Source organism: Candidatus Nealsonbacteria bacterium CG07_land_8_20_14_0_80_39_13, from assembly GCA_002779355.1.
GTDB lineage: Bacteria > Patescibacteriota > Minisyncoccia > Minisyncoccales.
In genome coordinates, this window is record PEWS01000025.1 from 1 (window position 1) to 23,665 (window position 23,665).

The window sequence follows — 23,665 nt, forward strand, 5'->3', positions numbered from 1 at the left end:
ATGTTCCTCCGATTAAAAAGCTGAAAACTTTAACCCCTGTGATCGCCGCCACAATGGATGGCATAATAGCTATAAGGCCCAAGAATATGGCGCCAAAAAGCAAAACTCTGTTTAGAATATAATATATAAAAGTGGCTGTTGAGGCGCCGGGCCTGATGCCTGGGATAAATCCTCCGCCTTTCTGTAAATTTTCAGCTATATTTTTAGGATCAAAAGTTACAGCCGTGTAAAAGTAAGTGAATAAAACAACTAAAATGAAATACATAGAACCATAGACCCATGGATTCTGAAAGAAAATGGCAACGCCCTTAGCGGTTTCACCAACTGCCCCTCCCATACCTCCAAAAAAATTAGCTATCATGCTTGGAAAAAGCATAATTGAAATAGCAAAGATAATAGGAATAACTCCGGCCGGATTAACGCTTAAAGGAAGATAAGTTGAATTCCCGCCGTACATTTTCATTCCCCTGACTCTTTTAGCGTAAGAAACAGGTATATTTCTTCTGGCTTCATTAACCAGAACAACTCCGAAAATAATGAATAAAGACATTACAAAGAAAAGCAAATAAGAAGGGACATTAGAAGCGCTCCAGCCTGCCGCCAATTGAAAAACGTTGTTCGGAAAAGAAGCGATAATACCGGCAAAAATCAATAAAGAAACTCCATTACCGATTCCTTTTTCCGAAAGTATCTCGCCCAGCCACATTAAAAATAATGAACCGGCTGTAATAACGAGAATTGAGGCCAGAAATGTCGCCATATCAAGGCTTGAGATAGCGCCTTGGCTTTGAAGTAGCATAAGCATTCCGTAAGCCTGAAGCGTAGCCAAAGGAACTGTAGCTATCCTACAATACTGATTGAATTTCTGCCTTCCGGCTTCCCCCTCCTCCTTGTAAAGCTGCTTCAACCCGGGGAAAATCATTGTTAAAATCTGGAAGATAATAACAGCGGTAATGTAAGGACCTAACCCAAGCATAACCAAAGAAAGGTTATCCAAAGCCCCTCCGGTAAATAAGTTCATAAGACCGAACATCTGGAATTGGTCAAAAAAATTCTTTAAATTCTCGGCATTGACTCCGGGAACCGGAATATTAGCCATCAATCTGAATAAGGCAAAGACAGCCAAAATAAAAATTATTTTATTCCTAAGGTCTTTCAGCTTAAAGATCTGGGCAATTTTTTGAAACAACATATTTTATTTTATTTTTTCTTTTATTTTACCGCCGGATTTTTCTATTTTTTCCTTTACGCTTTTTGAAAAATCGCATCCTTCAAAATTTAAAGGCTTAGTCAAGTCTCCCTTGCCTAAAATTTTAACTTTCGGGGTTTTCCCGTTTATCCGACTGACTATTCTTTTTTCCAGCAATGCTTGCGGATTAACAATTTCAGACGCCTCAAATTTACCCTTCAATGCCGAAAGATTTAAAACAGCTATATTATCCGGCATTCCCTTAAATCTGTATCCTCTTAATTTAGGATACCTCTTAATAAGAGACCTGATAACCGGCTCAAATCTGCGACCAGATCTTGAACTCTGCCCCTTTATTCCCTTTCCGGAATAAGAGCCTTTTCTTCCTCCTCGGCCGACTCTCTTTCTTTCTTTAATTTTATGTTTTGGTTTTAGTTCGTGTAATTGCATATTATTTTTCTTTTTCAATTTCCTGAACAATTTCTTGTTTTACTTCTTCCTTTACAACTTCTTTTTTAACAGCCTCTTTTTTAGCAGTCTCTTTCTTAATATTAGAATAAAAACTCAATGCTTCCAATGCTTTCAAGGCAGCAGCGGCATTATTCAACTTATTCCTGTCTCTTCCTACAATTTTAGAAGAAATATCTTTTATCCCGGCTAAAGAACAGACTACTCTTGCCGGTCCGCCGACAACCAAGCCTCTTCCTTTTGATTGAGGCCTGAATAAGACCTTAGCCGAACCGAATTTTGCTTCTGTCTCGCAAGGAATAGTGCCGTCTTTGATGATAACATTCAAAAGATGCCTTTTGGCCAAGCGAGTGGCTTTTTCTACGGCAATTTGGACATCTAATCCGGAGGCTACGCCGAGCCCGACTTTCCCCTTTTTGTCTCCAACCACAACGCTGGCTCTGAATCTCATCTTCTTTCCTCCTGCTCTGGTGTGAGAAACTCTTTTCAACTCCAAAAGTTTTGAGTCAAACTCATCTTTTTTATCTCTATTGCCTCTTTGTGAATTTCTTTTATCAAACATAATTTTAAAATTTTAATCCTCCTTCTCTTGCTCCCTCGGCTAATGACTTTACCCGACCATGATATTTATATCCGCCCCTATCAAAAACAACTTTTTGAATCTTATTTTTTATTGCCTCCTGGCCGATTTCTTTTCCGACTTCAAAAGCTTTTTTTACTTTTCCGGCTCCGTCTTTCTGATTTTTTTTAGTTTCCTTTCCCATGTCGCTGGAATCTAAAACGGTAATCCCTTTTTCGTCGTCAATCAATTGAGCGTATATGTGATTATGAGATCTGAAAACGCAAAGTCGAGGAACATCTCCTGTTCCTGATATTTTGGCCCTGACCCTCCTGTGGCGTTTTATTCTTTTTTCCTGTTTTGTTTCTTTTTTCATATTATTTAGGCTTTTTCCATTGTGGCAACTTTTTTGCCGGATTTTCTCCTGATAACCTCTCCTGAATATTTTATCCCTTTTCCCTTATATGGTTCCGGTGGCTTGATTTTTCTTATATTGGCGGCGCATTGGAAAACCTTTTCCTTGTCTATGCCCGAAACGGTAATTACGTTTTTTTCTACGCTAAAATTAATTCCTTCAGGCGCGATAACCGGCACAGTATGGCTATAACCAACTGACAGTTCAATATTTTTCCCATCCTTAAGAACAGCCTTATAGCCTATGCCTTCTATCTCAAGTTTTTTTTCAAATCCCTTAGTAACTCCCTGAACTAAATTATTGATTAAAGCCCGGCTTAATCCCCAAAACTTCGGGGTCTCCTTGCTGTCGGAACACATTGAAAAAGAAATTTCTTTTTCCAACAATTCAATCCTAATCTCAGGCCGAATTTCCTTAGAAAGTTCGCCTTTAGGCCCCTTAACAGCGACCTTCTGCCCGTCTACTTTAATTTCTACGCCTTGGGGTATTAAAATTGGTTTTTTCCCTACACGACTCATATTTATAAAGTTATTTTACCATATTTCGCAGATTATCTCTCCGCCAACCTTTTGTTTTTTCGCCTCCTCATCAGTTATCAGCCCTTTTGACGTTGAGACAATTGCCATCCCATATCCGCCCTTTACCCTTCTGATTTCGGTATACCTATGATATATTCTCTGTCCCGGCTTAGAAATTCTCTTTATTCCTGATATGGCCGGAATCTTTTGCTCATACTTCAAAATAATCTCAATAGCCGAACCTTCTCTTCTTTTTTTCTGTCTTACTTTGTCAACAAAATTCTTCCTCTCTAAGATTTTGGCTATCTCATATTTTAATTTAGAAAAAGGAATCTCAACTGCTTCAATAGAAACAGCGCTAGCATTTCTTATCTTAGTTAACATCTCGGATATTGGATCTGTAGAAAAAGTTTTCATTACCATGATGATTTTTTAACGCCCGGGATTAATCCTTTGTTTGCCATTTCTCTGAAGCAAATACGGCATAATCCGAATTTTCTCATATAGCCTCTCTTTCTTCCGCACTTAAAACAGCGCCTGACTATTCTGGTTGAAAACTTGGGCTTTTTTTTAGATTTTGCTATTTGTGAATCTTTTGGCATATTTATTGCTTAATGGGGAACCCTAATAATCTTAATAATGCTACCCCCTCCTCCTTCTTCTTGGCCGATGTGGCAATCACAGCCTCCAGTCCGAAGAAAAATTTTATATTTTCCGGAGAAATTTCAGGGAAAATAATCTGCTCCTTTATCCCAATTGTTAAATTTCCACTATTATCAAAACTCTTCGCATCAAGACCTCTAAAATCTCTTGACCTCGGCAGGGTTATATTGAGCAACCTTTCCAGAAAACTTATCATTTTTTCTTTTCTTAAAGTAACCGCCGCTCCCAAAATCATTCCTTTTCTTATTTTAAATGCAGCTATTGATTTCTTGCTTACGGTCAAAAATGCTTTCTGACCGCATATTGAGGCTAAATCCGCCAAAATCGCTTCGTAAACTTTCTTTTGTTCGCTGGCTGATTTTCCGGCAACCATTCTCCCAAAACCGCAATTTACCACAACTTTCTCTATCTTAGGAACAGCCATCTTGCTCTTATAGCCAAATTGCTTCATCATCGTCGGTATCGCTTCTTTTTTATATTTTTCCTTTAAATTAATCATATAGTATTTATATTTATATTTCCATTTTACATTTTTTGCAAATCCTGCTCTTCTTTTTTTCTCTTTTTTTGTCGCCCTCTTTCACTTTCTCTTTATAACCAATCCTGGCCACCTGGCCGCATTTAGGGCAGACAACTTTAATATTGGAAACTGAAATAGGCGCCGGCATCTCCATAATCTGGCCCTTTTCCTTAGCTTTTCTCGGTTTCTGATGTTTTTTTCTCAAATTAATTCCTTCAACCAAAACCCTCCCTTCATCGGAGAAAACCCTCAAGACCTTGCCTCTCTTATTTTTATCCTTGCCTGAAATTATTAAAACTATATCTTCTTTTTTGATTTTCATTGATTGACTTTTTTAAATGATATCTTTGGCTAAAGCAACTATCGCATCAAAGCCCTTTTCCCTTACCTCCCTGGCTATGGGGCCGAAAACTCTTCCTCCTTTCGGATCCTTTGTCTTCCCCTCCAAGATTATACAGGCATTATCGTCAAATCTGATATATGACCCGTCTCCCCTGGAAAACTCTTTCTTCTGCCTGACGATAACAGCCCTTACCACCTCATGTTTTTTGGCTTTCTTTCTCGGTTCAGCTTTCTTTATCGTTCCGACAATAATATCTCCCAATTGAGCATAGCGCCTTTTGCTTCCACCCAAAATATTAAAGCACTGGAGAATCTTAGCTCCTGAATTATCAGCGACTGTTAACATTGTTCTTGGTTGAATCATATTTTGAAAATTATATTTTCTTGATCACTTTCCATCTTTTGTCCTTGCTTAATGGTCGGCACTCCTCAATAACAACCGTATCGCCGATTTTATACTCCCCTTTCTCGTCATGGGCTTTATATTTTTTATGAGAAGAATATCTCTTTTTGTATTTAGGATGCTCTATTATCCTTTCAACGCTTACGACAACTGTTTTTTTCATTTTGTCGGAAGAGACTATTCCTTGTAATTTGTGTTTCATATGGATTTTTTTAATACAGTTAAAATTCTGGCAATTTCCTTTCTTATTCTCCTCACTTCCCGGACATTTTTCACTTTTCCGGTCGCCAAATCAAAACGCAACTGGCGCATTTTCTCCCTGTCGTCCTTAAGCATCTTTGCTATTTCTGTTTCATTTTTTTGGCGTAATTCTGCGATTTTCATACAATATTATTTCTTAACAAATTTTGTTTTAATCGGAAGCTTTATCGCCCCCATTTTAAAAGCTTCTCTGGCCATATCTTCTTTTGAACCACCCATCTCAAAAATAATTCTTCCCGGCCTGATTGGAAAAGCATAATGGTCAACTGCTCCCTTTCCTCCTCCCATCGGCACTTCTGTTCCCTTCTTTGTCACCGGTTTAGCTGGAAAAATCCTCACCCAAAGTCTTCCTCCTTTTTTAAAATACCTGATGATGGCCCTTCTGGAAGCTTCTATCTGACGACCTGTAATCCAGCACGTTCCCATACTTTTCAATCCAAATGAGCCGAAATTAATTTCCGTTCCTTTGTTTTCTATCCCTTTACTCCTTCCCTTTCTCCACTTTCTGTGTTTAACTTTTTTTGGCATTAAAATACTCATAGTATCTATTCAAATTTTTCTCCTTTATATATCCAAACTTTTACTCCAATTGTCCCATAAGTACAACGCGCTTCTTTCAAGGCATAATCTATATTCGCCCTGATTGTCTGGCGAGGAAGCCGTCCTTTCTTCAGCCATTCTCTGCGGGCAATTTCAGCGCCCCCTAATCTTCCCGAGACATCAATTCTTACTCCCTGAACTTCCTTAACCATCATAATCTTGTCTATCGCCCGTTTCAAAACTTTCCTGAAAGGAAATCTTTTTTCAATCTGTTGAACCACCCATTGAGCTGACAAACTGGCCGATGCCCATGGTTCCTTAACCTCTTTAATTTCTAATTTTAAAGTCTTCTTATTTGCCTTAGTCTTTTTTGAAGAAAAGAGCATTTCCGTTATCTCATTTTTCAATTTCTCTATTCCCTCTCCGCCTCTGCCGATAATTAATCCCGGCCGGGCGCTGGAAACAATAATTGTTATCTTCCCTGATGATCTTTCTGTTTCAATATTTTCCACCCCTAAGGTTCCTATCTTCTTCTCTAAAAATTCCCTAATCTTAAAATCTTCCTCCAAGTATTGGGGGAAATTATCCCCGTAAAAACCCCTGGAATCCCAGTCTTCTATGCCTTTTATTCTAAATGTTTTTGGATTGACTTTGTGAGACATAATTTTTAAAACGCTTTTCTTCTGAATACTTTTTTGGCTCCGGCCTTAATATCAGCTCTCTTGACCTTAAAAATACTTTCTTTGGTTGATTTCTTGGCCGAAGAATTTTCTTTTTTTGAAAGAGCCTTCTTTCCGCCCTCTTCTTTAATATTTTTCTTGGTTGCTTCCTTCATATTACCGCCTTTTGTTTTATTAATTTCATCCAAGACCATTGTTATGTGAGAGGTTTTCTTTTCCAATCGGTCAGCCTTCCCTCTGGCTCTTGGGAGCCATCTCTTAAGCTTCGGGCCTTCATCAACGATTATTTTTGAAATCCATAAATTACTTTTTTCCAATTGAAAATTGTTTTCGGCATTAGCGACCGCCTGATTTAAAAGATTTAACAGGTTGCTCGCCCCTTTCTTATTTGTAAAATTCAAAATTATTTGAGCATTCTCAAATGATTTTCCCCTTATCAGATCTGCTATCAGTCTGATTTTTCTTGGAGCTATTCTTAAATGTTTTAATTTTGCCGAAATCATCATATTATTTTTATGCTTTGGCGCCCTTTGCCTTTGCTTGTTCAGACCCTTTCTGTTCCGCGCCCTTCTCCAGATCTTTCTGCATTCTTCCACCATGCCTGGAAAACTTAGTTGTTGGAGAAAATTCCCCCAGCTTGTGGCCAACCATATTTTCATTAACTTGAACCTGAATAAAATCCTTCCCGTTATGGACTCCGAAGGTGTAATTTATCATTTCCGGGGTAATAGTACAAGAGCGAGACCATGTTTTAACGATCTCTTTTCCTCCTGCTTTTAAGTTTTTTAATTTCTTTGTTAACCTTTCGTCAACGAAAGGTCCTTTTTTTAAACTTCTTGACATATTTTTGATTATTTATTTTTCCTTCTTCTTCCTCCTTTGAACTATAAAATTATTCGTCCTTTTATTTCTTCTGGTCTTAACCCCTAAAGCATGCTTGCCCCAAGGCGTTTTCGGATATTTTAATCCGATCGGCTGGCGTCCTTCTCCTCCTCCGTGAGGATGGTCGCAAGGATTCATAGCTGATCCTCTAACAGTCGGCCTCCAACCCTGCCTTCTTCTCTTACCCGCATTTCCAATTTCTTCAAATCTCCAGCTTAAATGAGAAACTTGGCCGATGGAAGCAAAACATTTCCCCAAAACCCTTCTAATTTCACTTGAGGGCATTTTTAAAAGAACGTATTTCCCTTCATTGGCCGTAACCTTAGCCATTGACCCGGCTGATCTGACGATTAATCCTCCTCTTCCGGGCTCAAGTTCTACGTTAAAAACATTTGTCCCTACAGGAATATTTTCCAACATCAATCTGTTTCCTAAACTTATCTTCGCCTTTTCCTCGCAAGTTATTTCATCTCCGGCTTTCATCCCTTCAGGAGCCAAAACATATCTCTTTTCTCCGTCTCCATATACAGCTAAGGCGATAAATGCGGTTCTATTAGGATCATATTCTATGGCTTCTATTTTGGCGGGCATTCCGATTTTTTCCTGCCCGAAATCTATAATCCTGTAAAGCCTTTTCACTCCTCCTCCCTGATGACGAATGGTAATCCTTCCGCTAAAATTTCTCCCACCCTTTCTTTTCACATCCAAAAGCAGGCTTTTTCTAGGCTCTTTATTTGAAAATATTTTTTTTGGTTTTTTAATTCTTTTCATTTGAAATTTGTAATTTGTAATTATCTGGGTAGCGCCTCAATTTCTTGGCCTTCTTTTATTTTTACAATCGCTTTTTTATAACCGCTAACCCATCCCATGCTTTTGCCTAAGCGCGTCTTGCTTCTTGGGACATTAATAACCCTTACGTTCAAAACGTTCACGCCATAAACAGATTCTATCGCTTTTTTAATCTCATTTTTATTAGCAGTCTTGTAAACATTAAAAACATACATGTTCTTATTGGCTAAATCCGTTGCTTTCTCCGTAACATGAGGAGATTTCAAAATTTTATAGGTATTTTCATGTTCTTTTCCTTTTTGTTTCGGCGCAACATCGCGAGGCTTATCGGCCTCTTCTTTAATAACCTCTTCATCGGTTTTCTTTTTAAAAACATCCATTATCGCCATACATTTTACCTTGTGAAGGTTTCTTTAATTACATTTACCGCTGATTCCGGCATAATTATATATTTGGAATTAAGCGCGTCAAGGCAGTTTAAATCTTCCGCTTGGATTGTTTTAACTTTGGCGATATTTCTGGAAGCCATAATAATCTTCTTTTCCATTTTAGGCAAAACGATTAAAATGCTCTCCTTCCATCCTTTTCTTGCTTTTTTCTTAGTCTCAGCTCCTGCAGTTTCCTTTACTACTTCTTTGCTCGTTTCATTTTTTACATTTTTAATAAGAGTGGCCATTTCCTTGGTTTTCGCATTTTCCGACTCCAAAACATCTAATAAGATCAAGGAGTTGTTTTCTACCCTAGAAGACAAAACCATAAAAAGAGCTTTTCTTTTCATCTTTTTATTCAATTTCTTCTTAAAGACCCTTTCATTGGTCGGGCCGAAAGTCACTCCTCCTCCTATCCATATCGGTGAACGATTAGAACCTACCCTCGCCCTTCCTGTTCCTTTCTGTCTCCAAGGCTTCTTTCCTCCACCGCTTACATCTCCCCTGTCTTTAGTATGAGCTGAAACCTGTCTTTTATTTGCCATTTGGGAGACAGCGACCTGGTAAACCAAATCATTATTCATCTTCACCCCGAAAATAGCAGAAGGCAATTCTGTTCTTCCTGTTTCTTCTCCTTTTTTATTTTTGACAACAAACATTACCATAATTTAGAATTTATAATTTGGAATTTATAATTTCCAACAATGTTCCTTTTCTCCCCGGGACAGCTCCTTTCAGAACTAATAAATTATTTTCCGCATCAATCTTCATAATTTCCAAATTCTTAACAGTAATTCTTTCATATCCCATTCTCCCGGGCATCCTCCTTCCCTTAATAACCCTTTGAGGAAACCTGCATCCGGTTGAACCTATTGTTCTCTGTTCATGCTTCACTCCATGGGTAGCATTCCTTCCGGCAAAACCGTGTCTTTTAACTCCTCCCTGAAAACCCTTTCCTTTGGAAATTCCTGAAACATTCACCATTTCTCCTTCTTTAAAAACAGCTACACTTATATCGTCCCCGGCCTTATTCTCCGGAGAAAGGCGCTTGAATTCCTTTATATTTTTAAACTCCTTCCCCTTCATTGTCATTTTAATGTTTTTCTTCTTTTCTATTTTTTTAAATCCGAGTTGAACTGATTCATATCCGTCCTTATCATTTGTCTTGACTTGCAAAACCTTACAAGGGCCGGCTGAAACCAAAGTCACCGGAACATACTTCCTGTTATCATTGAAAACCCTGGTCATTCCTACTTTTTCTCCTAAAATGAATTTCATATTTATATTTAAAGAAAAACTGGGCGCTAGCCCAGCTTTTCAGCAGACTAGTTTGCACTTGTAAAATTTGATTAAAGCAAATTTTTTTACAGTTTGCAAACTGATTCACAGTTTTACAACTTATATATTATAAACCTACTTTATGTCAATAAACACTCCTGCCGGCAAATTCAACGTTGACAAAGCGTCAATAACCTTCGGATTCGGACTCAAAATATCTATTAATCTCTTGTGGAGTCTTATTTCAAATTGCTCTCTTGCATCCTTATGGACAAAAGTTGATCTGTTGACGGTTTGCTTGTCTATTTCAGTCGGTAAAGGAATCGGTCCGGAAATTTCAGCGCCATAGCGCAAAACAGTATCAATAATCTGCTTGACGGAATTGTCAATCACCTTGTGGTCATAACCGCGTAATTTAATCCTGATTCTCGGTTTTACCTCTTCTTTGATAGCTGTATTTGCCTTCTTCTTAACGGTCATTTTAAATGTATTACTTAATGATTTTTGTCACAACCCCGGCTCCGACAGTTTTTCCTCCTTCCCTGATGGCGAATTTCTGTTTTTCTTCCATAGCGATAGGAGCAATCAATTTAACATTTACTTTTACGGTATCTCCGGGCATTACCATTTCTGTTCCCTCCGGCAATTCAACGTCTCCTGTAACATCAGTAGTTCTGAAATAAAATTGAGGCTTGTATCCCTTGAAGAAAGGAGTGTGGCGACCGCCTTCTTCCTTGCTTAAAACATAAACATCTGTGCTGAATTCAGTATGAGGAGTAATCGTGCCCGGTTTCGCCAAAACTTGTCCTCTTTCAATGTCCTCTTTTTTAAGACCTCTTAAAAGGATGCCGACGTTGTCTCCGGCTCTTCCCTGGTCAAGAATTTTATTAAACATTTCCACGGAAATAGCTACTGTTTTCTTTGTGTCTTTTATTCCGACGATTTCAACTTCGTCTCCGGAATTAACTATTCCCCTTTCAATTCTGCCTGTGGCAACTGTTCCTCTTCCCTCAATTGAGAAAACATCTTCTACAGCCATCAAGAACGGTTTTTCTATGTCCCTTATTGGCTCAGAAATGTATTCATCTACCTTGCTCATTAATTCTAAAATCGGCTTGACCGCTTCATCATCAACGGAAGTGGCTTGTAAAGCTTTTAAAGCTGAACCCCTTATGATCGGAATTTGGTCTCCAGGGAAGTTATATTTCTTTAAAAGGTCTCTTATCTCCCCTTCAACTAAATCAACCATTTCAGGGTCATCAACCTGGTCAACTTTGTTTAAGAAAACAACTAAGGCCGGCAAACCAACCTGACCGGCTAAAAGAATGTGCTCTCTTGTTTGAGGCATAGGGCCGTCAGTAGCGGCAACAACCAAAATACCTCCGTCCATTTGAGCGGCTCCGGTAATCATATTCTTGATATAGTCAGCGTGTCCCGGACAATCAATGTGAGCATAGTGTCTTTTCTCCGTTTCGTATTCAAGGTGGGTAATATTAATGGTAATTCCTCTCTGTTTTTCTTCAGGCGCAAAGTCAATTTGATCAACGGACTTTTCCGTTGTCGGAAAACCCTTCAATTTTAAACAATGAAGAATAGCCGCGGTAAGTGTTGTCTTGCCGTGGTCAACGTGGCCGATTGTACCGATGTTAAGATGAGGTTTACTTCTCTCAAATTTTGCTTTTTCTGCCATAGATTTTATTTATTAATTATTTTTTTTATTTTTTTTATTTTTTTTAATTTTTTATGTTTTTAATTTTCCAATATTATTCATTTAAGCAAATCTATTTGAACAAGTCAATAGCCCCTTAGTTGTGGATTTGTCAAAGCGCTTTCAGCCATCATTAACCATGTTATTTGCGTCGGCCTTCTATTATTTCTTGAGCGATATTTCCGGGAACTTCCTGATAAGAATCAAATTCCATAGTGAATGTTCCCCTGCCTTCAGTCAGACTCCTCAAATTAGTGGCATAGCCGAACATTTCCGCCAAAGGAACTTTTATGTCAATAACTTTCATATTCAATCTGTCTTTAGTTTCATCAATCCTGCCTCTCCTCGCAGACAAATCGCCGATAACATCGCCGAAATGTTCTGCCGGAACAACTACTTCCAATTTCATAATCGGCTCCAATAAGAAAGCCCCGGCTCTCCTGGCCGCTTCGCTGAAAGCCATAGAAGAAGCGATTTTAAAAGCTATTTCAGAAGAATCAACTTCATGGAAAGATCCGTCATATAAAGCCACTTCCACGTCTACCATCGGATAGTTGGCAACGACTCCCTTGTCCATTGCCTCCTTAACTCCTTTTTCAACCGCCGGGAAATATTCCCTCGGAATAGAACCTCCTTTAATTTCATTTATGAATTCAAATCCCTTGCCTGTTTCTTTAGGCGACAATCTCAACCAAACATCTCCATATTGCCCCTTTCCTCCTGATTGACGGATATATTTACCTTGCGCTTCTGCTGTTGTTCTGATTGTTTCCCTATAAGCTACTTGAGGCCTGCCGATGGACGCTTCCACTTTAAATTCTCTTTTCATTCTGTCGCAAATAATATCAAGGTGAAGCTCTCCCATGCCGGAAATAATTGTTTCTCCTGTTTCAGGATCGCCCTTCACCCTGAAGGTCGGGTCTTCATCAGAAAGTTTTTTCAAAGCCGCTCCCATTTTCTCCCTGTCAGCCTTGCTCTTCGGTTCAACCCTAATAGAAATAACCGGTTCAGGGAAAATAATCTCTTCAAGAATAACCGGCGATTCTTCTGCGCACAATGTGTGCCCGGTAAATGTATTTTTAAGTCCGACTGTGGCAGCTATATCCCCTGTAAAAAGTTCATCAACCTCTTCCCTGTTATTGGCGTGCATCCGCAAAATTCTGCCGATTCTTTCTTTTTCTCCTGTTTCCGTATTCAAAACATAAGAACCCTTTTGGAGAGAGCCTGAATAAACTCTGAAGAAAGTGAGCGTTCCTACAAAAGGGTCAGTGGCGATTTTAAAAGCCAAAGCGCTGAACGGTTCCGCATCTGAAGCTTTCCTCTCTATTTCCTCTCTTGTTTTAGGCTCAAGGCCTTTAACCGGAGGAAGGTCAACCGGACTGGGGAGATAATCGCAAATTGCGTCAAGCAGAAGATGGACTCCTTTATTTTTAAGAGCCGAACCGCAAAAAACAGGAACGAGTTTACAACTGATTACCGCCCTCCTTAAAGACGCTCTCAACTCTTCTTCTGAAATTTCTTTCTGTCCCAAGTATTTCTCCAATAAAACATCGTCTTCTCCGGCAATCTTTTCAACCATTTTTCCCCGCCACTCTTTTGCTTTTTCCAATAAATCTTGAGGGATGTCTGATATTTTTATATCCTTGCCTGATTCGCCTTCAAATCTGAAAGCTTTCATTTTCAATAAATCAATGACCCCCCCCATATTTTCTTCAGCTCCCAGAGGTAATTGCATGGCCACGGCGTTAGGAGTCAGCTTGTTCCAAATCGAAATTAAGCTCTTTTCAAAATCAGCTCCGACCCTGTCTATTTTATTTATAAAACATATTCTCGGAACGTTATATTTGTCAGCTTGGCGCCAAACTGTCTCCGATTGTGATTCAACGCCGGCTACTCCGTCAAAAACAACCACTCCCCCGTCCAAAACCCTTAAAGACCTTTGGACTTCAGCTGTGAAATCAATGTGGCCGGGAGTGTCAATAAGATTTATTCTGTATTTATTTTCCTTGGCATGTTCCAAATAAGTCGGGTTCCAAAAACAGGTCGTGGCGGCGGAAGTAATGGTAATCCCTCTTTCCCTTTCTTGGTCCATCCAATCCATTATCGCCGCGCCTTCGTGGACTTCGCCGATTTTATGGGAAATTCCGGTGAAAAACAAAATACGCTCGGAAACCGTTGTTTTCCCGGCGTCAATGTGGGCAATAATGCCGATGTCTCTATAACGTTCTATTGGATACTCTCTCGCCATAAATTACAATTATCAATTTCTAATTTCTAATAAATCTTCAATGACTTAATTTTAAAAATATTTATATTCAACTATTGTTGAAGCAATTCTAGGACTTTGTCTCTCAATCCTTCTGTCCTTGTTATCGTATTTATGTCTACCCTTCCCTTCCTGACAAGCCCAATGGCCTCTATTAACTCCCCTGGCGTATAAAATTTTTGCGTGCCTGGAATTGTTCCTTTTTGAATAATAGCCACATACAGCTCTTGAAAATTACGTGCTTCTGGTATCTTAAATCCGGTTTTTAAAAAATTCTCTATTGAAGAGAGACCTAAGCTGCCATCTCCGCCAGATGTTTTAGTGACAACCGTTTGGAAATTTTTAAAACCAACAATAGTTAACCCAATTCCACACTTCCCGCTATTATAAAGACTCTTATCAACCAACGAATCGCCTATCCTAAAAATTGTACCTTCCTGATCTTTTATCTCCTTTATGTCAGGATTAATTTTTATTTCTTCTTCCGGATTTTTCCCTTTCTCCACTTCCACTGGCTTTGGATTAATAATATTCTCAATTCTCCCAAAAATAGACATAATTTTTAGATTGACTTATTTTTTAGATTGATTATTTTTAAACTATAAAACTTAAGTTTCGAACTCTAAATTATCAATTTTTGGTATTAGCGACGGCCGAAATGAGCGAAAGCTCTGTTAGCCTCGGCTGTTCTGTGCATATCCTCTTTTTTCTTTATGGCCACGCCAGTATTATTGGCGGCGTTAATCAATTCTTCAGCCAGTTTTTCTCTCGTTGGTTTTCCCTTCTTTGACCTGGCCGCGCCGATTATCCAGCGGATGGACAAGGTTAATTTTCTCTCCCTCCTCACTTCTCTAGGAACCTGATAAGTCGCTCCTCCGACTCTTTGAGATTTAACCTCAAGCAAAGGAGAAGCGTTTTCCAGCGCTTTTTCAAAAATTTCAACCGGCTCTTTTTTTGTTTTTTCCTTTATGATGTCAAAGCTGTCATAAACTATTTTCTTGGCAATCGTCTTTTTCCCTTCCTTCATTATGTTGTTTATAAACTTGCTGACATCAGCATTGTTATAAATAGAGTCAGGCAATACAATATGTTTTTTAATCTTCTTCATATCTATTTCTTGGCTTTAGCTGTTTTTTTATCAATCTTAGCGCCGTATTTTGAACGGCTCTGCTTTCTTCCTTCAACTCCTGATGTGTCCAATTTGCCTCTTATTATGTGATACCTCACTCCCGGCAGATCTTTTACTCTTCCGCCCCTTATCAAAACCATCGAGTGCTCTTGAAGATTATGCCCGACTCCGGGAATATAGGCGGTAACCTCCATTCCATTCGTAAGTCTTATTCTGGCAACTTTTCTCAAGGCCGAGTTCGGTTTCTTCGGAGTAACCGTAAAAACCTTAAGACAAACGCCTCTCTTAAAAGAAGAGAAGCCGCTCACCGGACGATTCTTCAAAGGATTAAATCCGAAAGCCAAAGCAGGAGTCTCATCTTTCTCCTTGGATTTTTTTCTTGGTTTTTTTGTCAGTTGATTAATCGTCGGCATAAATTTTAAATGCTTACAGATAAAGTTATCAAATAAATTTTTGAATGTCAAATTATCTGGAGGAAGTTGTCGAGGGAAGCGGTTGCCCCTTGACCGGCAATGAGACTAAAGATAAAAAAAGTCGCGCTGAACAAAGGAATTATCCCGACAAAAATAAGGTAAAAAAACAATAAAGAAATAATCAATCCGTTTCTCTGTAAAAAGTCTTTGACGTTATTCATGGAAACAGGCAGAAGGCTGAAAAGAATATGCGAACCGTCCAAAGGAGGAACGGGAATCAAATTAAATATCGCCAAAAGAACATTGATGAAAACAATCCCGGCGAACATTGAAGCAAGAGCAGGAGACTGGCCGGCTATGTCCGGGAAAAACCGTAAAATCAAGCCAAAAAATAAAGCGATCAATAAATTTGAGCCCGGTCCGGCGAAAGAAACTTTTAAATCTCCCCATTTTTGGTCTTTGAAGTTAAAAGGATTGACCGGAACCGGCTTGGCCCAGCCAAAAAGAAAAGGGCTCTTGGTGATAACCAATAGTAAGGGAACCAGAATGGAGCCGATCGGATCTATGTGGCTTATGGGATTTAGCGTAAGACGGCCGGCGTTTTTAGCTGTAGTATCGCCAAGCTGATAAGCCATTAAGCCATGAGAAACCTCGTGGATGACGATTGAGAATATTAAAATCGCAACAAAAAATAACCATTCAAACATATTAGAAGCTAAAAATTAAAAATGAAAAATTAAAAACAACAGCTAAAAATTTAAAAAAATATCAATTTGTAAATTTAAGTATAACAAAAAATTTACAAAAAACAAAACATATGATAACATCAAAAAGGTAATTAAAATAATCTAAATTTTCGCTCTATTTAATTGTTATTTTGCATTTTTCGTTTTGCATTTTACATTTGACTGAGCGAAGCGAAGGAACATGGCTAAACAATGCGTTATCTGCGAAAAAAGTTCAACGATGGTCGGACATATGAACAAGCTTAGGGGTAAATATAACCCGGCCCCGAAGACAAGAAAATACCCTAATTTACAAAGGGTTTTTGTTCCTGCCGGAATAAGCGATAAAAAATTCAAAGAATTTGGCGGAAAAAGAATAATGGCCTGCGCCAAATGCATTAAATCAATGGGTCGCCCAAAATAATTTTTAACCCGCTAAAATCTCGGCGGGCTATAGTATAATGGTAGTATTTGCCCTTGGGGTGGGTAAGACCCCGGTTCAAATCCGGGTAGCCCGACACTTCAACAAAAACATCCGATCAATCCAAACAAAAAATCGTTCTGATAATTCGGAACGATTTTTTTGTGATGGTCCTGCTCAAATGTATGTTGACGTCAGACGTCAACATAGACGATTCTTGACCCTCAATTAATTTTTATTTTCCAATTCCGTAGATGTCCGACATCCATCATTACATCCATCATTGCATCCATCATCAGTCCATCGTCCACATCCATCATAAACAGGCATTGTAAACTGCGGAAACTGCATAAATAAAAAAACTGAAGAATTAAATTCCCCAGCTATTTGATTAACTTCGCGACGCCTTTTCAATCTTAACCCATTTTTTAACCATTTCAATTTCGTGTTCCAGTATTTGAAGCAGATCATCGCAAGAATTAATGTGTCCCGGGTCAATATGCTCTCGAATACTGCAAGCCAAATGGCGCGCATTCCTAATATTCGTAGCAAGACCTGATTCCGCCTCCATACCCTCTAAATCACCGAATAAATCCTCTTCTCTCCGTTTTTTCATCCTATCTCTTTCGTATTCCTTGAGAATACGCACAATATCTTCCTTTTCCATGGCCCTCCCCAATCTCTCTATTTCTTCTTTAATTTTACGCACTAATTTCTCTGATGGTTCCGGTACCTCTCTGATGTCTTCACCTTTTTTCATTTTTTTGATTTTTTCGTTTTTTTTAAAATAGATTATCTGAAAGCCATTCGGGCCTGATTTTCTTTTGTTTTTAATTTTTAAGGTCCTCCTTCAGATCACGTTAAGTAAACCAAATCGCTTAAATTTTGTCAAATTTTCTTCAAACAAAAAATCGTTCTGATAATTCGGAACGATTTTTTGTTAGGGTCCTGCTTGAGTAAATAATTCTAAAAATAAATTCCATGTGGGTGCCCAAGTTCCAGCCCAAGGGCTGAAATCATATCCGGCTCCCGAAGAAAAAGTTTGTAATAAAAAATTTACCGAGCAGAACCATATTGATTATAAATTAAAATAACTTTTTTTCAAATTAGAGATCCAGCGCTTTTACCAGCTGTTTAATCATGGAAACAACGACCGGAGGCGGCATCAGACTGTAAGAATCGATTCCTTCTTCGTCCTTGACTACCCAAGGCCTTTCCTTAACGCTTATTTCCTTAGTCCCCTCCTTTACCTCGCAGACATATTCCGGAGTAAGCTCGTAAGCATCGGTGTTTTCCTCCGCTTTATCAACAGGAACGCAATTTCTTAAAAAAACTTTTGGCGCGCCGTACAAAGAAAGAGCCTGTTTCATTAAAGCCTCGTCCTTTTCCAGCCTCTCCCTTATCGGCTCTATCCCCAACTCATCTCCTTCTTTTTGAACCATTACCGCGCCATTGCAGGCGGGATTATCGCACATTAAATAAAATTCTTTTTTTTCTTCGTCATATCCTATTTTAGAAGTAACCAACAGTTTTAAATTCCTTGAAGTCTGACAGACGGGACAAATTCTTCTCCATTTGATTCTCTCGTCTATTACTATCCCCGGAACGTCAATAAGAACAAAAACGTCTTTGTCATCCCTGTATCCGATCAAGTCCCTGAAAAACAAAGAATAAGAAATTTGGTCAAGATCCCTCGGAAAACCGTCTATGAAAAGGGTTCTCTTCGGCTTCTTGCTGATTTCCTCTTTTACCAAAGTCAATATTAATTCCGTGGACAGCAATTTCTTGGTGCTTCTGGTTTCCAAAGAAGAAATTATTTCTTCCAAGGGTAAAAATCCCCGGTAGTTATTTCTCAAAAATTCCACCAATTCTTTTTTCTGATTTTCATCTTTCAGTTTTGAGTCCAATGTTCTTATGATATCGCCTATGGAAAGATGCTCTATCTTGTCAGGGGCTATGAGCTCGGCGAACATTTTAGAATAAGTTCCCTTACCGGAACTTTTTTTACCCATAAGGTAAACGATGAAGGTATTTTTCTCAAGATAATCCCTTAATTTTTTTATTTCCGGACCTGCTTTGGCTTCAAAATAAAGCTTCCTCTCTTCAGAGTCAGTTAAGTTAAACTTCTTATCCAAACCTTCTATTTTTGTTTTAAATATTGGAAAATCCATAATTTGAAAATTGGTTATTGAGAATTGATAATTTTAAAATTATTTCCGTCAGAAATAATTTTAATGTCGCCCTGTTGGTCTGTTCTTAAAACTCTTATACCATATTTATTTAAGATATCCAAAGTCCCTTGACTGGGATGACCGTAAGTATTTCCAGCTCCAACCGAAATAACAGCTGTTTCCGGAGAGACAGCTGTAAGCAACTCTTCCGATGTTGAACTATTGCTTCCGTGATGAGCAATCTTCAAAACATTTGCCTTCACATCTGCCCCGCTTCCGATAATTTTCTTTTCAGCCGTCTTGCTGATATCGCCAGTAAAAAGAAATGAATTTTGGCCGAAAACCGCTTTGATAACAACGGAACTGTTATTAAAATTAGCCAACTCCTGTCCTTGAAGATTCTCCAAGGGGCTTAAAACTTCCATCGGAACATCGCCGGCGCTGATTGATTGTCCGGCTTGAGCGATGAAAACTTCCGCTTTTTCTTTTCTCAGAGCCTTCAGCCAATCGTCATATTCCCCTCTTTTCTTATCGGACGCCACGCCTGTCCACAAAATCTTTTCCACCCTGTATGATTTTAAAACCTCAATTAATCCGTCTAAATGGTCGTAATCGGGGTGAGTCAAAATAACCAAATCAATGGTCCTGTCCCAAAAAGGCATCTCCTTTCCCAATTTTTCCAAAACAGTTGAATCCGGACCTCCGTCAATTAAGATTTGTTGATTGCCGGGCGTTTCAATAAAAATGCTATCTCCTTGTCCGACATCAAAAAAATCAACTTCAAATAATTGAGGTCTGCTCAAATCCCAAACCGCCAGCCAGGCCAAGGCATCGACAAAAATCAAAAAACCAAAAATTCCCAAAATAATTTTCCTTGAACCTTCTTTCATAATTTCCATATTACCACAAGATGACAAAAACCGCCTTTCGGCGGTTTTTGTGAAAAGAATATTCTTTTTCTGCAATTTACTTCTGCGATTTACTTTTTCGCGCCCATAATTCTGAACATCTTTGTTCCGCATTTTGGGCAGACGCCTGTCATCGCTGATCTCTTCATCCCTCCTTTGCCTTTCATATCAACTTCTTTTGCGTCTTTCATTTCTCTTTTAGCTTTACATTTTACACAGTATGCTTCCATATATTTAGTTGTGTTTTACTTTGTATGTGCTTTTAGAAACGATCGACCTTTTGGTTAGAATTCTTAACATCTTTATTCTACCTTAATTACTTCTCCTCTTCAACCTCTTTAATTGCCCCAACAGGACAAATGTCTTTTCCTCCGCTCTGTTCCAATAATTCATTGTTGACTACTTTTGCCTTCCCATATCCCGATTTTTCCTTATCGTTTTCAAATTCAGTTCCACCAGTAGAGACGCAAGCTCCGCAAGAAACGCATTTATCTTCATCTATTATGTATTTTTTTGACATATTTTTTTAATTAATTTTAATTATTAATTATCATCAGACTAAATCTATTCCGCTAATTTTTGAAATATCCGAGGTCAATGCCCTCAAATCATTTCTATCTAATTTATAGACATCGTCTTTCCCACAGGCCCCGGCTACCATCTTTATTTCTTCAGTGCAGTTCTTAATGTAATTGGCTATTTTTTGAGCTGCTTCATCAACATTCAAGTTCTTTCTCAATTCCTGGTCTTGAGTGGCTATTCCTTTGGGACACTTTCCAAAATAACACATTTTGCAATAAGCGCAACCCATCGCCACCAATAAAGGCATGCCAATAAAGACTGCGTCAGCTCCCATCGCCAAAGCCTTAGCGAAATCAGCTCCCTTGCTCAATCCTCCGCCGATCCATAATTCCTGTTCCGCGCCTAAATTATCCAAAGTTTTTCTGGCTATTCTTAAAGCAGCTAAAGCCGGGATGCCGAAATCATTAAGCATGATTTCCGGCGCGGCGCCTGTTCCTCCTTCTATTCCGTCTATAGCAATAACATCCGGCCCTGCTTGGACAGCCAATTTTACATCATTTTCCACGTCGCCGGCTCCCAGCTTTATAACAATCGGCACTCCGCCTGAAAGCTCTCTCATCCAGTCAACTTTTTTCTTCAAATCCTCAATACTGTTAATGTCTGAATGATAAGGAGCGGAATGAACATCTTTGCCTTTTTCAACCATTCTTATTTCAGCGATCTCATCAGTCACTTTTTCTTTAGCCAAAAGTCCTCCTTGTCCGGGCTTGGCTCCTTGGCCTATTTTTATTTTAAGGACATCTGCCTGTTTCAAAACCTCTTCTGTGATTCCAAAACGGCCGGTGCTGTATTCTACTATCAATTTTTTAGCCAATATTCTGCTTTCAGGAAGCATTCCCCCCTCTCCTGTGCTTTTCAGCGCTCCGACCATGGTTGAGGCCTTAGCCATGGCGTTTTTGGCCTCACGGCTCAAAGCGCCGAAAGACATTCCGCCGAAAATAATCGGCGTTTCAATTTCCAATGGTCTTTTGCTCTTTTTCCCAACAATTGTCTTAGCGTTTATTTTGTCTCTAAAATAATCCACCGGCCTTTTTGTTAATTGAGCCGGAACGAAAACCAAATCGTCAAAACTTATTTTGCCGAGCTTATCGGTCCGGCCGCCGGAGACAGGAACCTTTTCGGTTCTGTCCTTAACTTGTTTAACCCATTCATTTGCCATATTTTTAGTATTAATTAGTTAGTATTAAGCAACGACTATTAAGTATTTGAAATTGTAGCACAAAACCCATTTCATTTCAAAATCCAAAATAAAAAAGGAGAGAAAATCCCCCCCCTACGCCTTCCCTTGCTTGCTAACTGATTTTTCATTCGCAGATTCAATAGCTTTCTCGGCAAATTCAATGGCCTTTTCGCGAGAATCAAAGCCAAGCCCTTTAAATGTTATTTCATCATTGATTTCGACGCAATATCCCCATCTACCATCACCTTTTCCTCTAGATTCACTCCAAGGACTGTAAACGTGGATATTGTAACGACTCACCTCTTTCACGAATTCAAGTTGATGTTTGTCAATTTCCTTCTTTCCGGCCCTCAGAGCGTCCTTGATGCTAAGAAAACCCTTTAGCGAGGGAACTCCGCTGTGGGGAATTTTGGGAAACACCCCTTCCTCCGAAGAATTAAAAAAATAAACGTCAAATTTATCAATGCCATCATCACGTTCGCTTATTATCGTTATTTCCTTACCTTTATATTTTGTACCTTTATGTTTTTCTGCCTTTTTCATCTTTAATTTTTAATATTTTTAAATTTTTTAATTTTATCTGTAACTTTAACTTTTTTAATCTGGATATTTCCTTGTTAAAGACAATTTCTATGCCAGATAATATCACAAGACAAGAACACCTGTTAAATATTTTTCGTAATTTTACAACCAACCTTGTTAATCAAAATTTTTAATAAAATAAATAAGGGAGTTGACATTATTCACCCCTGTGAGAAATGTCAACTAAGCCTATTCACAATGACAACCTCGTTTTAAAGCGGGAGGCTGAAGATGCCGATGAGACTCTTGTTAAACAATTTTTAGTTGAGGATATTTTTTTCTTATTTTTTCTTTTTCTGCTGATTTAAGACCACTAAGATAAAGGTTGCCATTCATTGTTTCGGGCAAAACAAGTCCTTCTGCTGATTTAAGTCCGCTAAGATCAAGGTCGCTGTAATGAAATTTAGATCCGCCTTTCAAAAACTCTTCCCTCGTCGTGCTGATTTCCTCTTTAGAATATCCTGTTACTTCAGCAAGGTCGGATTTGATGTCTCTGTCCGCAAGTATTTCTTCAATCCTCGGATCCTTCTCGTAACCGAATCCTTTAATTTTTTCATCCAATTCGTAAAGAAATCTCAGATCTTCTTCTGTAAGCTCTTCCTTCTCTTTCGTCTTTCTGTCTACCTCTGTTAATCGCTTCATATCGGAAATTTTCTTTTCGTAATCTTTCTTGTCAGGAAATTCCTCTAACTTCTCCTTAACGACATCATTGATGTAGGGATCAAGATTCTGCTCGGGCGCGATTCCCCACACTTCAGCTATTTTTCCATTTTCCATCCTGATGGCTACCCGAGGAACGGTCGGTTTGCCGTCTTTGTCATTGGAATAATAAACATAAAATTCACCTCCTTTAAGTTGAGCTCTTGCTGTTTCCTCTCCTGCCGTGCACCAGCCTGTGCCGTGCCCCTGTAATGAACCTACTAAACGCTTTAAAGTTTCTTCTCCAGGATTTTGACAATATTTAACCCATTGTCCTTCAGTTGTAAGTAATTCATTTTGTTCGGCCGGAGTGACTTTTTCAATAGCGTAAGCGTAAAGTTTGCCGAAGTTTTCACCCTGAATGATTTTCTGCAATTCAGCATTTTCTCTCTCTCCTGAAATCTCTTCTCTCCCTACCTTTTTAACAATGATGTCCATTACGCAAGACAAAGCTTCTCTGTCCAAATCAGGAAACGGAGCTACCGTGTCCTTTCTTCTCTTGGCAAAGGCTTTCTTCTCCTTGTCAAAAGTAGAAAGATTCAATATGCTTCTAAAAACCCAATACTTTGCCCAGGTCGGGTAAGGGGCGTCCGAAGAGCAAAGATAATCAACCCAATTGTCAAAAGTTGACTCTTGATCTCTGACAATAACTTCTATCGCCTGCTTTCTTAACTCCTCGGTAATTTCAATGTCTCCATGTCCTCGTTCGCGGGCCAATCTCTGTTGATTCTCAAAATAACTTTCCGGGACATCTTCGGGCTTGATGACATATTCCCTATGATAGGATTTCTTGAGGCGTTCAAAAACTTTCGGATCTTTGTGATATCCGTGTGTCTGCTCAATAACCTTAAGAAACTCAGCGATTCTTTCTTCCTGACTGACAGGATTCTCTTTGTTCACAGGGATATCGTTGTATTTTCCTTTTAAAAATTTTTCTCCTGAAAAT

Annotated in this window: 35 protein-coding genes and 1 tRNA gene; 2 read left to right on the forward strand and 34 right to left on the reverse strand. The window is 38.8% G+C overall.

Annotated elements, in window-relative coordinates:
• The 27 genes from COS96_01660 to COS96_01790 all read right to left on the reverse strand — a co-directional run.
• On the reverse strand, positions 1-1,192 hold a 1,192-nt coding region (locus tag COS96_01660; protein PIU43913.1), incomplete at its 3' end, for a preprotein translocase subunit SecY.
• Positions 1,193-1,195: 3 nt separating this feature from the next.
• The gene (rplO, locus tag COS96_01665; GenBank protein PIU43945.1) at positions 1,196-1,639 is read right to left on the reverse strand and encodes a 50S ribosomal protein L15; all 444 of its coding nucleotides are present in this window, start codon (positions 1,637-1,639) and stop codon (positions 1,196-1,198) included.
• A gap of 1 nt (position 1,640) precedes the next feature.
• Positions 1,641-2,219 (reverse strand): 30S ribosomal protein S5, encoded by a 579-nt coding sequence (locus tag COS96_01670; protein ID PIU43914.1) that lies wholly within the window; start codon positions 2,217-2,219, stop codon positions 1,641-1,643.
• 4 nt (positions 2,220-2,223) lie between these two features.
• Positions 2,224-2,592 carry a 50S ribosomal protein L18 gene (locus COS96_01675; protein PIU43915.1) on the reverse strand — a complete coding sequence of 123 codons (369 nt, stop codon included), beginning with the start codon at positions 2,590-2,592 and terminating at the stop codon, positions 2,224-2,226.
• 5 nt (positions 2,593-2,597) lie between these two features.
• Positions 2,598-3,149, reverse strand: coding sequence for a 50S ribosomal protein L6 (locus COS96_01680; GenBank protein ID PIU43916.1), 552 nt, complete (start codon positions 3,147-3,149; stop codon positions 2,598-2,600).
• A 15-nt stretch (positions 3,150-3,164) separates the two neighbouring features.
• Entirely contained in the window at positions 3,165-3,572 is a 408-nt protein-coding gene (locus COS96_01685; GenBank protein PIU43917.1) for a 30S ribosomal protein S8, read from the reverse strand.
• Positions 3,566-3,751, reverse strand: a complete 186-nt coding sequence (locus COS96_01690; GenBank protein ID PIU43918.1) for a type Z 30S ribosomal protein S14 — start codon at positions 3,749-3,751, stop codon at positions 3,566-3,568. The genes COS96_01685 and COS96_01690 overlap by 7 nt, the downstream gene beginning before the upstream one ends.
• Positions 3,752-3,753: 2 nt before the next feature.
• Positions 3,754-4,311, reverse strand: a complete 558-nt coding sequence (locus COS96_01695) for a 50S ribosomal protein L5 (protein PIU43919.1) — start codon at positions 4,309-4,311, stop codon at positions 3,754-3,756.
• 13 nt (positions 4,312-4,324) lie between these two features.
• Positions 4,325-4,654, reverse strand: coding sequence for a 50S ribosomal protein L24 (locus COS96_01700; protein PIU43920.1), 330 nt, complete (start codon positions 4,652-4,654; stop codon positions 4,325-4,327).
• A gap of 12 nt (positions 4,655-4,666) precedes the next feature.
• Positions 4,667-5,038, reverse strand: a complete 372-nt coding sequence (locus COS96_01705) for a 50S ribosomal protein L14 (GenBank protein PIU43921.1) — start codon at positions 5,036-5,038, stop codon at positions 4,667-4,669.
• A gap of 10 nt (positions 5,039-5,048) precedes the next feature.
• Positions 5,049-5,279, reverse strand: a complete 231-nt coding sequence (gene rpsQ, locus COS96_01710; GenBank protein PIU43922.1) for a 30S ribosomal protein S17 — start codon at positions 5,277-5,279, stop codon at positions 5,049-5,051.
• Positions 5,276-5,461: a 50S ribosomal protein L29 gene (gene rpmC, locus COS96_01715; protein PIU43923.1), complete on the reverse strand. Its 186-nt coding sequence runs from the start codon at positions 5,459-5,461 to the stop codon at positions 5,276-5,278. Before rpmC ends, rpsQ begins: the two co-directional genes overlap by 4 nt.
• A gap of 6 nt (positions 5,462-5,467) precedes the next feature.
• The gene (locus tag COS96_01720) at positions 5,468-5,872 is read right to left on the reverse strand and encodes a 50S ribosomal protein L16 (GenBank protein ID PIU43946.1); all 405 of its coding nucleotides are present in this window, start codon (positions 5,870-5,872) and stop codon (positions 5,468-5,470) included.
• 11 nt (positions 5,873-5,883) lie between these two features.
• Positions 5,884-6,540 carry a 30S ribosomal protein S3 gene (locus tag COS96_01725; protein ID PIU43924.1) on the reverse strand — a complete coding sequence of 219 codons (657 nt, stop codon included), beginning with the start codon at positions 6,538-6,540 and terminating at the stop codon, positions 5,884-5,886.
• A 5-nt stretch (positions 6,541-6,545) separates the two neighbouring features.
• Positions 6,546-7,064 carry a 50S ribosomal protein L22 gene (locus tag COS96_01730; GenBank protein ID PIU43925.1) on the reverse strand — a complete coding sequence of 173 codons (519 nt, stop codon included), beginning with the start codon at positions 7,062-7,064 and terminating at the stop codon, positions 6,546-6,548.
• Between the two features lie 7 nt (positions 7,065-7,071).
• The gene (locus COS96_01735) at positions 7,072-7,401 is read right to left on the reverse strand and encodes a 30S ribosomal protein S19 (protein PIU43926.1); all 330 of its coding nucleotides are present in this window, start codon (positions 7,399-7,401) and stop codon (positions 7,072-7,074) included.
• 12 nt (positions 7,402-7,413) lie between these two features.
• The gene (locus tag COS96_01740; protein ID PIU43927.1) at positions 7,414-8,211 is read right to left on the reverse strand and encodes a 50S ribosomal protein L2; all 798 of its coding nucleotides are present in this window, start codon (positions 8,209-8,211) and stop codon (positions 7,414-7,416) included.
• A gap of 20 nt (positions 8,212-8,231) precedes the next feature.
• Positions 8,232-8,609, reverse strand: coding sequence for a 50S ribosomal protein L23 (locus COS96_01745; GenBank protein ID PIU43947.1), 378 nt, complete (start codon positions 8,607-8,609; stop codon positions 8,232-8,234).
• 14 nt (positions 8,610-8,623) lie between these two features.
• A complete protein-coding gene (locus COS96_01750) occupies positions 8,624-9,322 on the reverse strand; it encodes a 50S ribosomal protein L4 (protein ID PIU43928.1) in 699 nt (232 codons plus the stop codon).
• Between the two features lie 10 nt (positions 9,323-9,332).
• Positions 9,333-9,935: a 50S ribosomal protein L3 gene (locus tag COS96_01755; GenBank protein PIU43929.1), complete on the reverse strand. Its 603-nt coding sequence runs from the start codon at positions 9,933-9,935 to the stop codon at positions 9,333-9,335.
• A 135-nt stretch (positions 9,936-10,070) separates the two neighbouring features.
• A complete protein-coding gene (locus COS96_01760; protein PIU43930.1) occupies positions 10,071-10,415 on the reverse strand; it encodes a 30S ribosomal protein S10 in 345 nt (114 codons plus the stop codon).
• Positions 10,416-10,425: 10 nt separating this feature from the next.
• Positions 10,426-11,625 (reverse strand): elongation factor Tu, encoded by a 1,200-nt coding sequence (gene tuf / locus COS96_01765; protein PIU43931.1) that lies wholly within the window; start codon positions 11,623-11,625, stop codon positions 10,426-10,428.
• Positions 11,626-11,785: 160 nt separating this feature from the next.
• Positions 11,786-13,891, reverse strand: a complete 2,106-nt coding sequence (fusA, locus tag COS96_01770; GenBank protein ID PIU43932.1) for an elongation factor G — start codon at positions 13,889-13,891, stop codon at positions 11,786-11,788.
• A gap of 71 nt (positions 13,892-13,962) precedes the next feature.
• Positions 13,963-14,466 (reverse strand): hypothetical protein, encoded by a 504-nt coding sequence (locus tag COS96_01775; GenBank protein PIU43933.1) that lies wholly within the window; start codon positions 14,464-14,466, stop codon positions 13,963-13,965.
• Between the two features lie 86 nt (positions 14,467-14,552).
• On the reverse strand, positions 14,553-15,017 hold the full coding sequence (locus COS96_01780; GenBank protein PIU43934.1) for a 30S ribosomal protein S7: 465 nt from the start codon (positions 15,015-15,017) through the stop codon (positions 14,553-14,555).
• Between the two features lie 2 nt (positions 15,018-15,019).
• Entirely contained in the window at positions 15,020-15,451 is a 432-nt protein-coding gene (locus tag COS96_01785) for a 30S ribosomal protein S12 (GenBank protein PIU43935.1), read from the reverse strand.
• A gap of 47 nt (positions 15,452-15,498) precedes the next feature.
• The gene (locus tag COS96_01790; protein PIU43936.1) at positions 15,499-16,158 is read right to left on the reverse strand and encodes a site-2 protease family protein; all 660 of its coding nucleotides are present in this window, start codon (positions 16,156-16,158) and stop codon (positions 15,499-15,501) included.
• Between the two features lie 259 nt (positions 16,159-16,417).
• Here COS96_01790 and COS96_01795 point away from each other — a divergent pair, with 259 nt between their 5' ends.
• Together COS96_01795 and COS96_01800 are read left to right on the forward strand one after the other, a co-directional pair.
• Positions 16,418-16,600 carry a hypothetical protein gene (locus COS96_01795; protein PIU43937.1) on the forward strand — a complete coding sequence of 61 codons (183 nt, stop codon included), beginning with the start codon at positions 16,418-16,420 and terminating at the stop codon, positions 16,598-16,600.
• 23 nt (positions 16,601-16,623) lie between these two features.
• A tRNA-Pro gene (locus tag COS96_01800) sits at positions 16,624-16,694 on the forward strand.
• A 294-nt stretch (positions 16,695-16,988) separates the two neighbouring features.
• On the opposite strand, the gene COS96_01805 is transcribed toward COS96_01800, so the two are convergent.
• The 7 genes from COS96_01805 to COS96_01835 all read right to left on the reverse strand — a co-directional run.
• Positions 16,989-17,357 (reverse strand): hypothetical protein, encoded by a 369-nt coding sequence (locus COS96_01805; GenBank protein ID PIU43938.1) that lies wholly within the window; start codon positions 17,355-17,357, stop codon positions 16,989-16,991.
• A 346-nt stretch (positions 17,358-17,703) separates the two neighbouring features.
• Positions 17,704-18,768: a hypothetical protein gene (locus COS96_01810; protein ID PIU43939.1), complete on the reverse strand. Its 1,065-nt coding sequence runs from the start codon at positions 18,766-18,768 to the stop codon at positions 17,704-17,706.
• 14 nt (positions 18,769-18,782) lie between these two features.
• Positions 18,783-19,790, reverse strand: a complete 1,008-nt coding sequence (locus COS96_01815; protein PIU43940.1) for an MBL fold metallo-hydrolase — start codon at positions 19,788-19,790, stop codon at positions 18,783-18,785.
• A gap of 202 nt (positions 19,791-19,992) precedes the next feature.
• Complete coding sequence (locus tag COS96_01820; GenBank protein ID PIU43941.1) at positions 19,993-20,196, reverse strand: hypothetical protein; 204 nt, start codon at positions 20,194-20,196, stop codon at positions 19,993-19,995.
• A gap of 33 nt (positions 20,197-20,229) precedes the next feature.
• Positions 20,230-21,417: an FMN-binding glutamate synthase family protein gene (locus COS96_01825; protein PIU43942.1), complete on the reverse strand. Its 1,188-nt coding sequence runs from the start codon at positions 21,415-21,417 to the stop codon at positions 20,230-20,232.
• 114 nt (positions 21,418-21,531) lie between these two features.
• Positions 21,532-21,981 carry a hypothetical protein gene (locus COS96_01830; protein PIU43943.1) on the reverse strand — a complete coding sequence of 150 codons (450 nt, stop codon included), beginning with the start codon at positions 21,979-21,981 and terminating at the stop codon, positions 21,532-21,534.
• A gap of 288 nt (positions 21,982-22,269) precedes the next feature.
• Positions 22,270-23,665, reverse strand: a 1,396-nt coding sequence (locus COS96_01835) for a hypothetical protein (GenBank protein ID PIU43944.1), incomplete at its 5' end; no start/stop codon positions are given.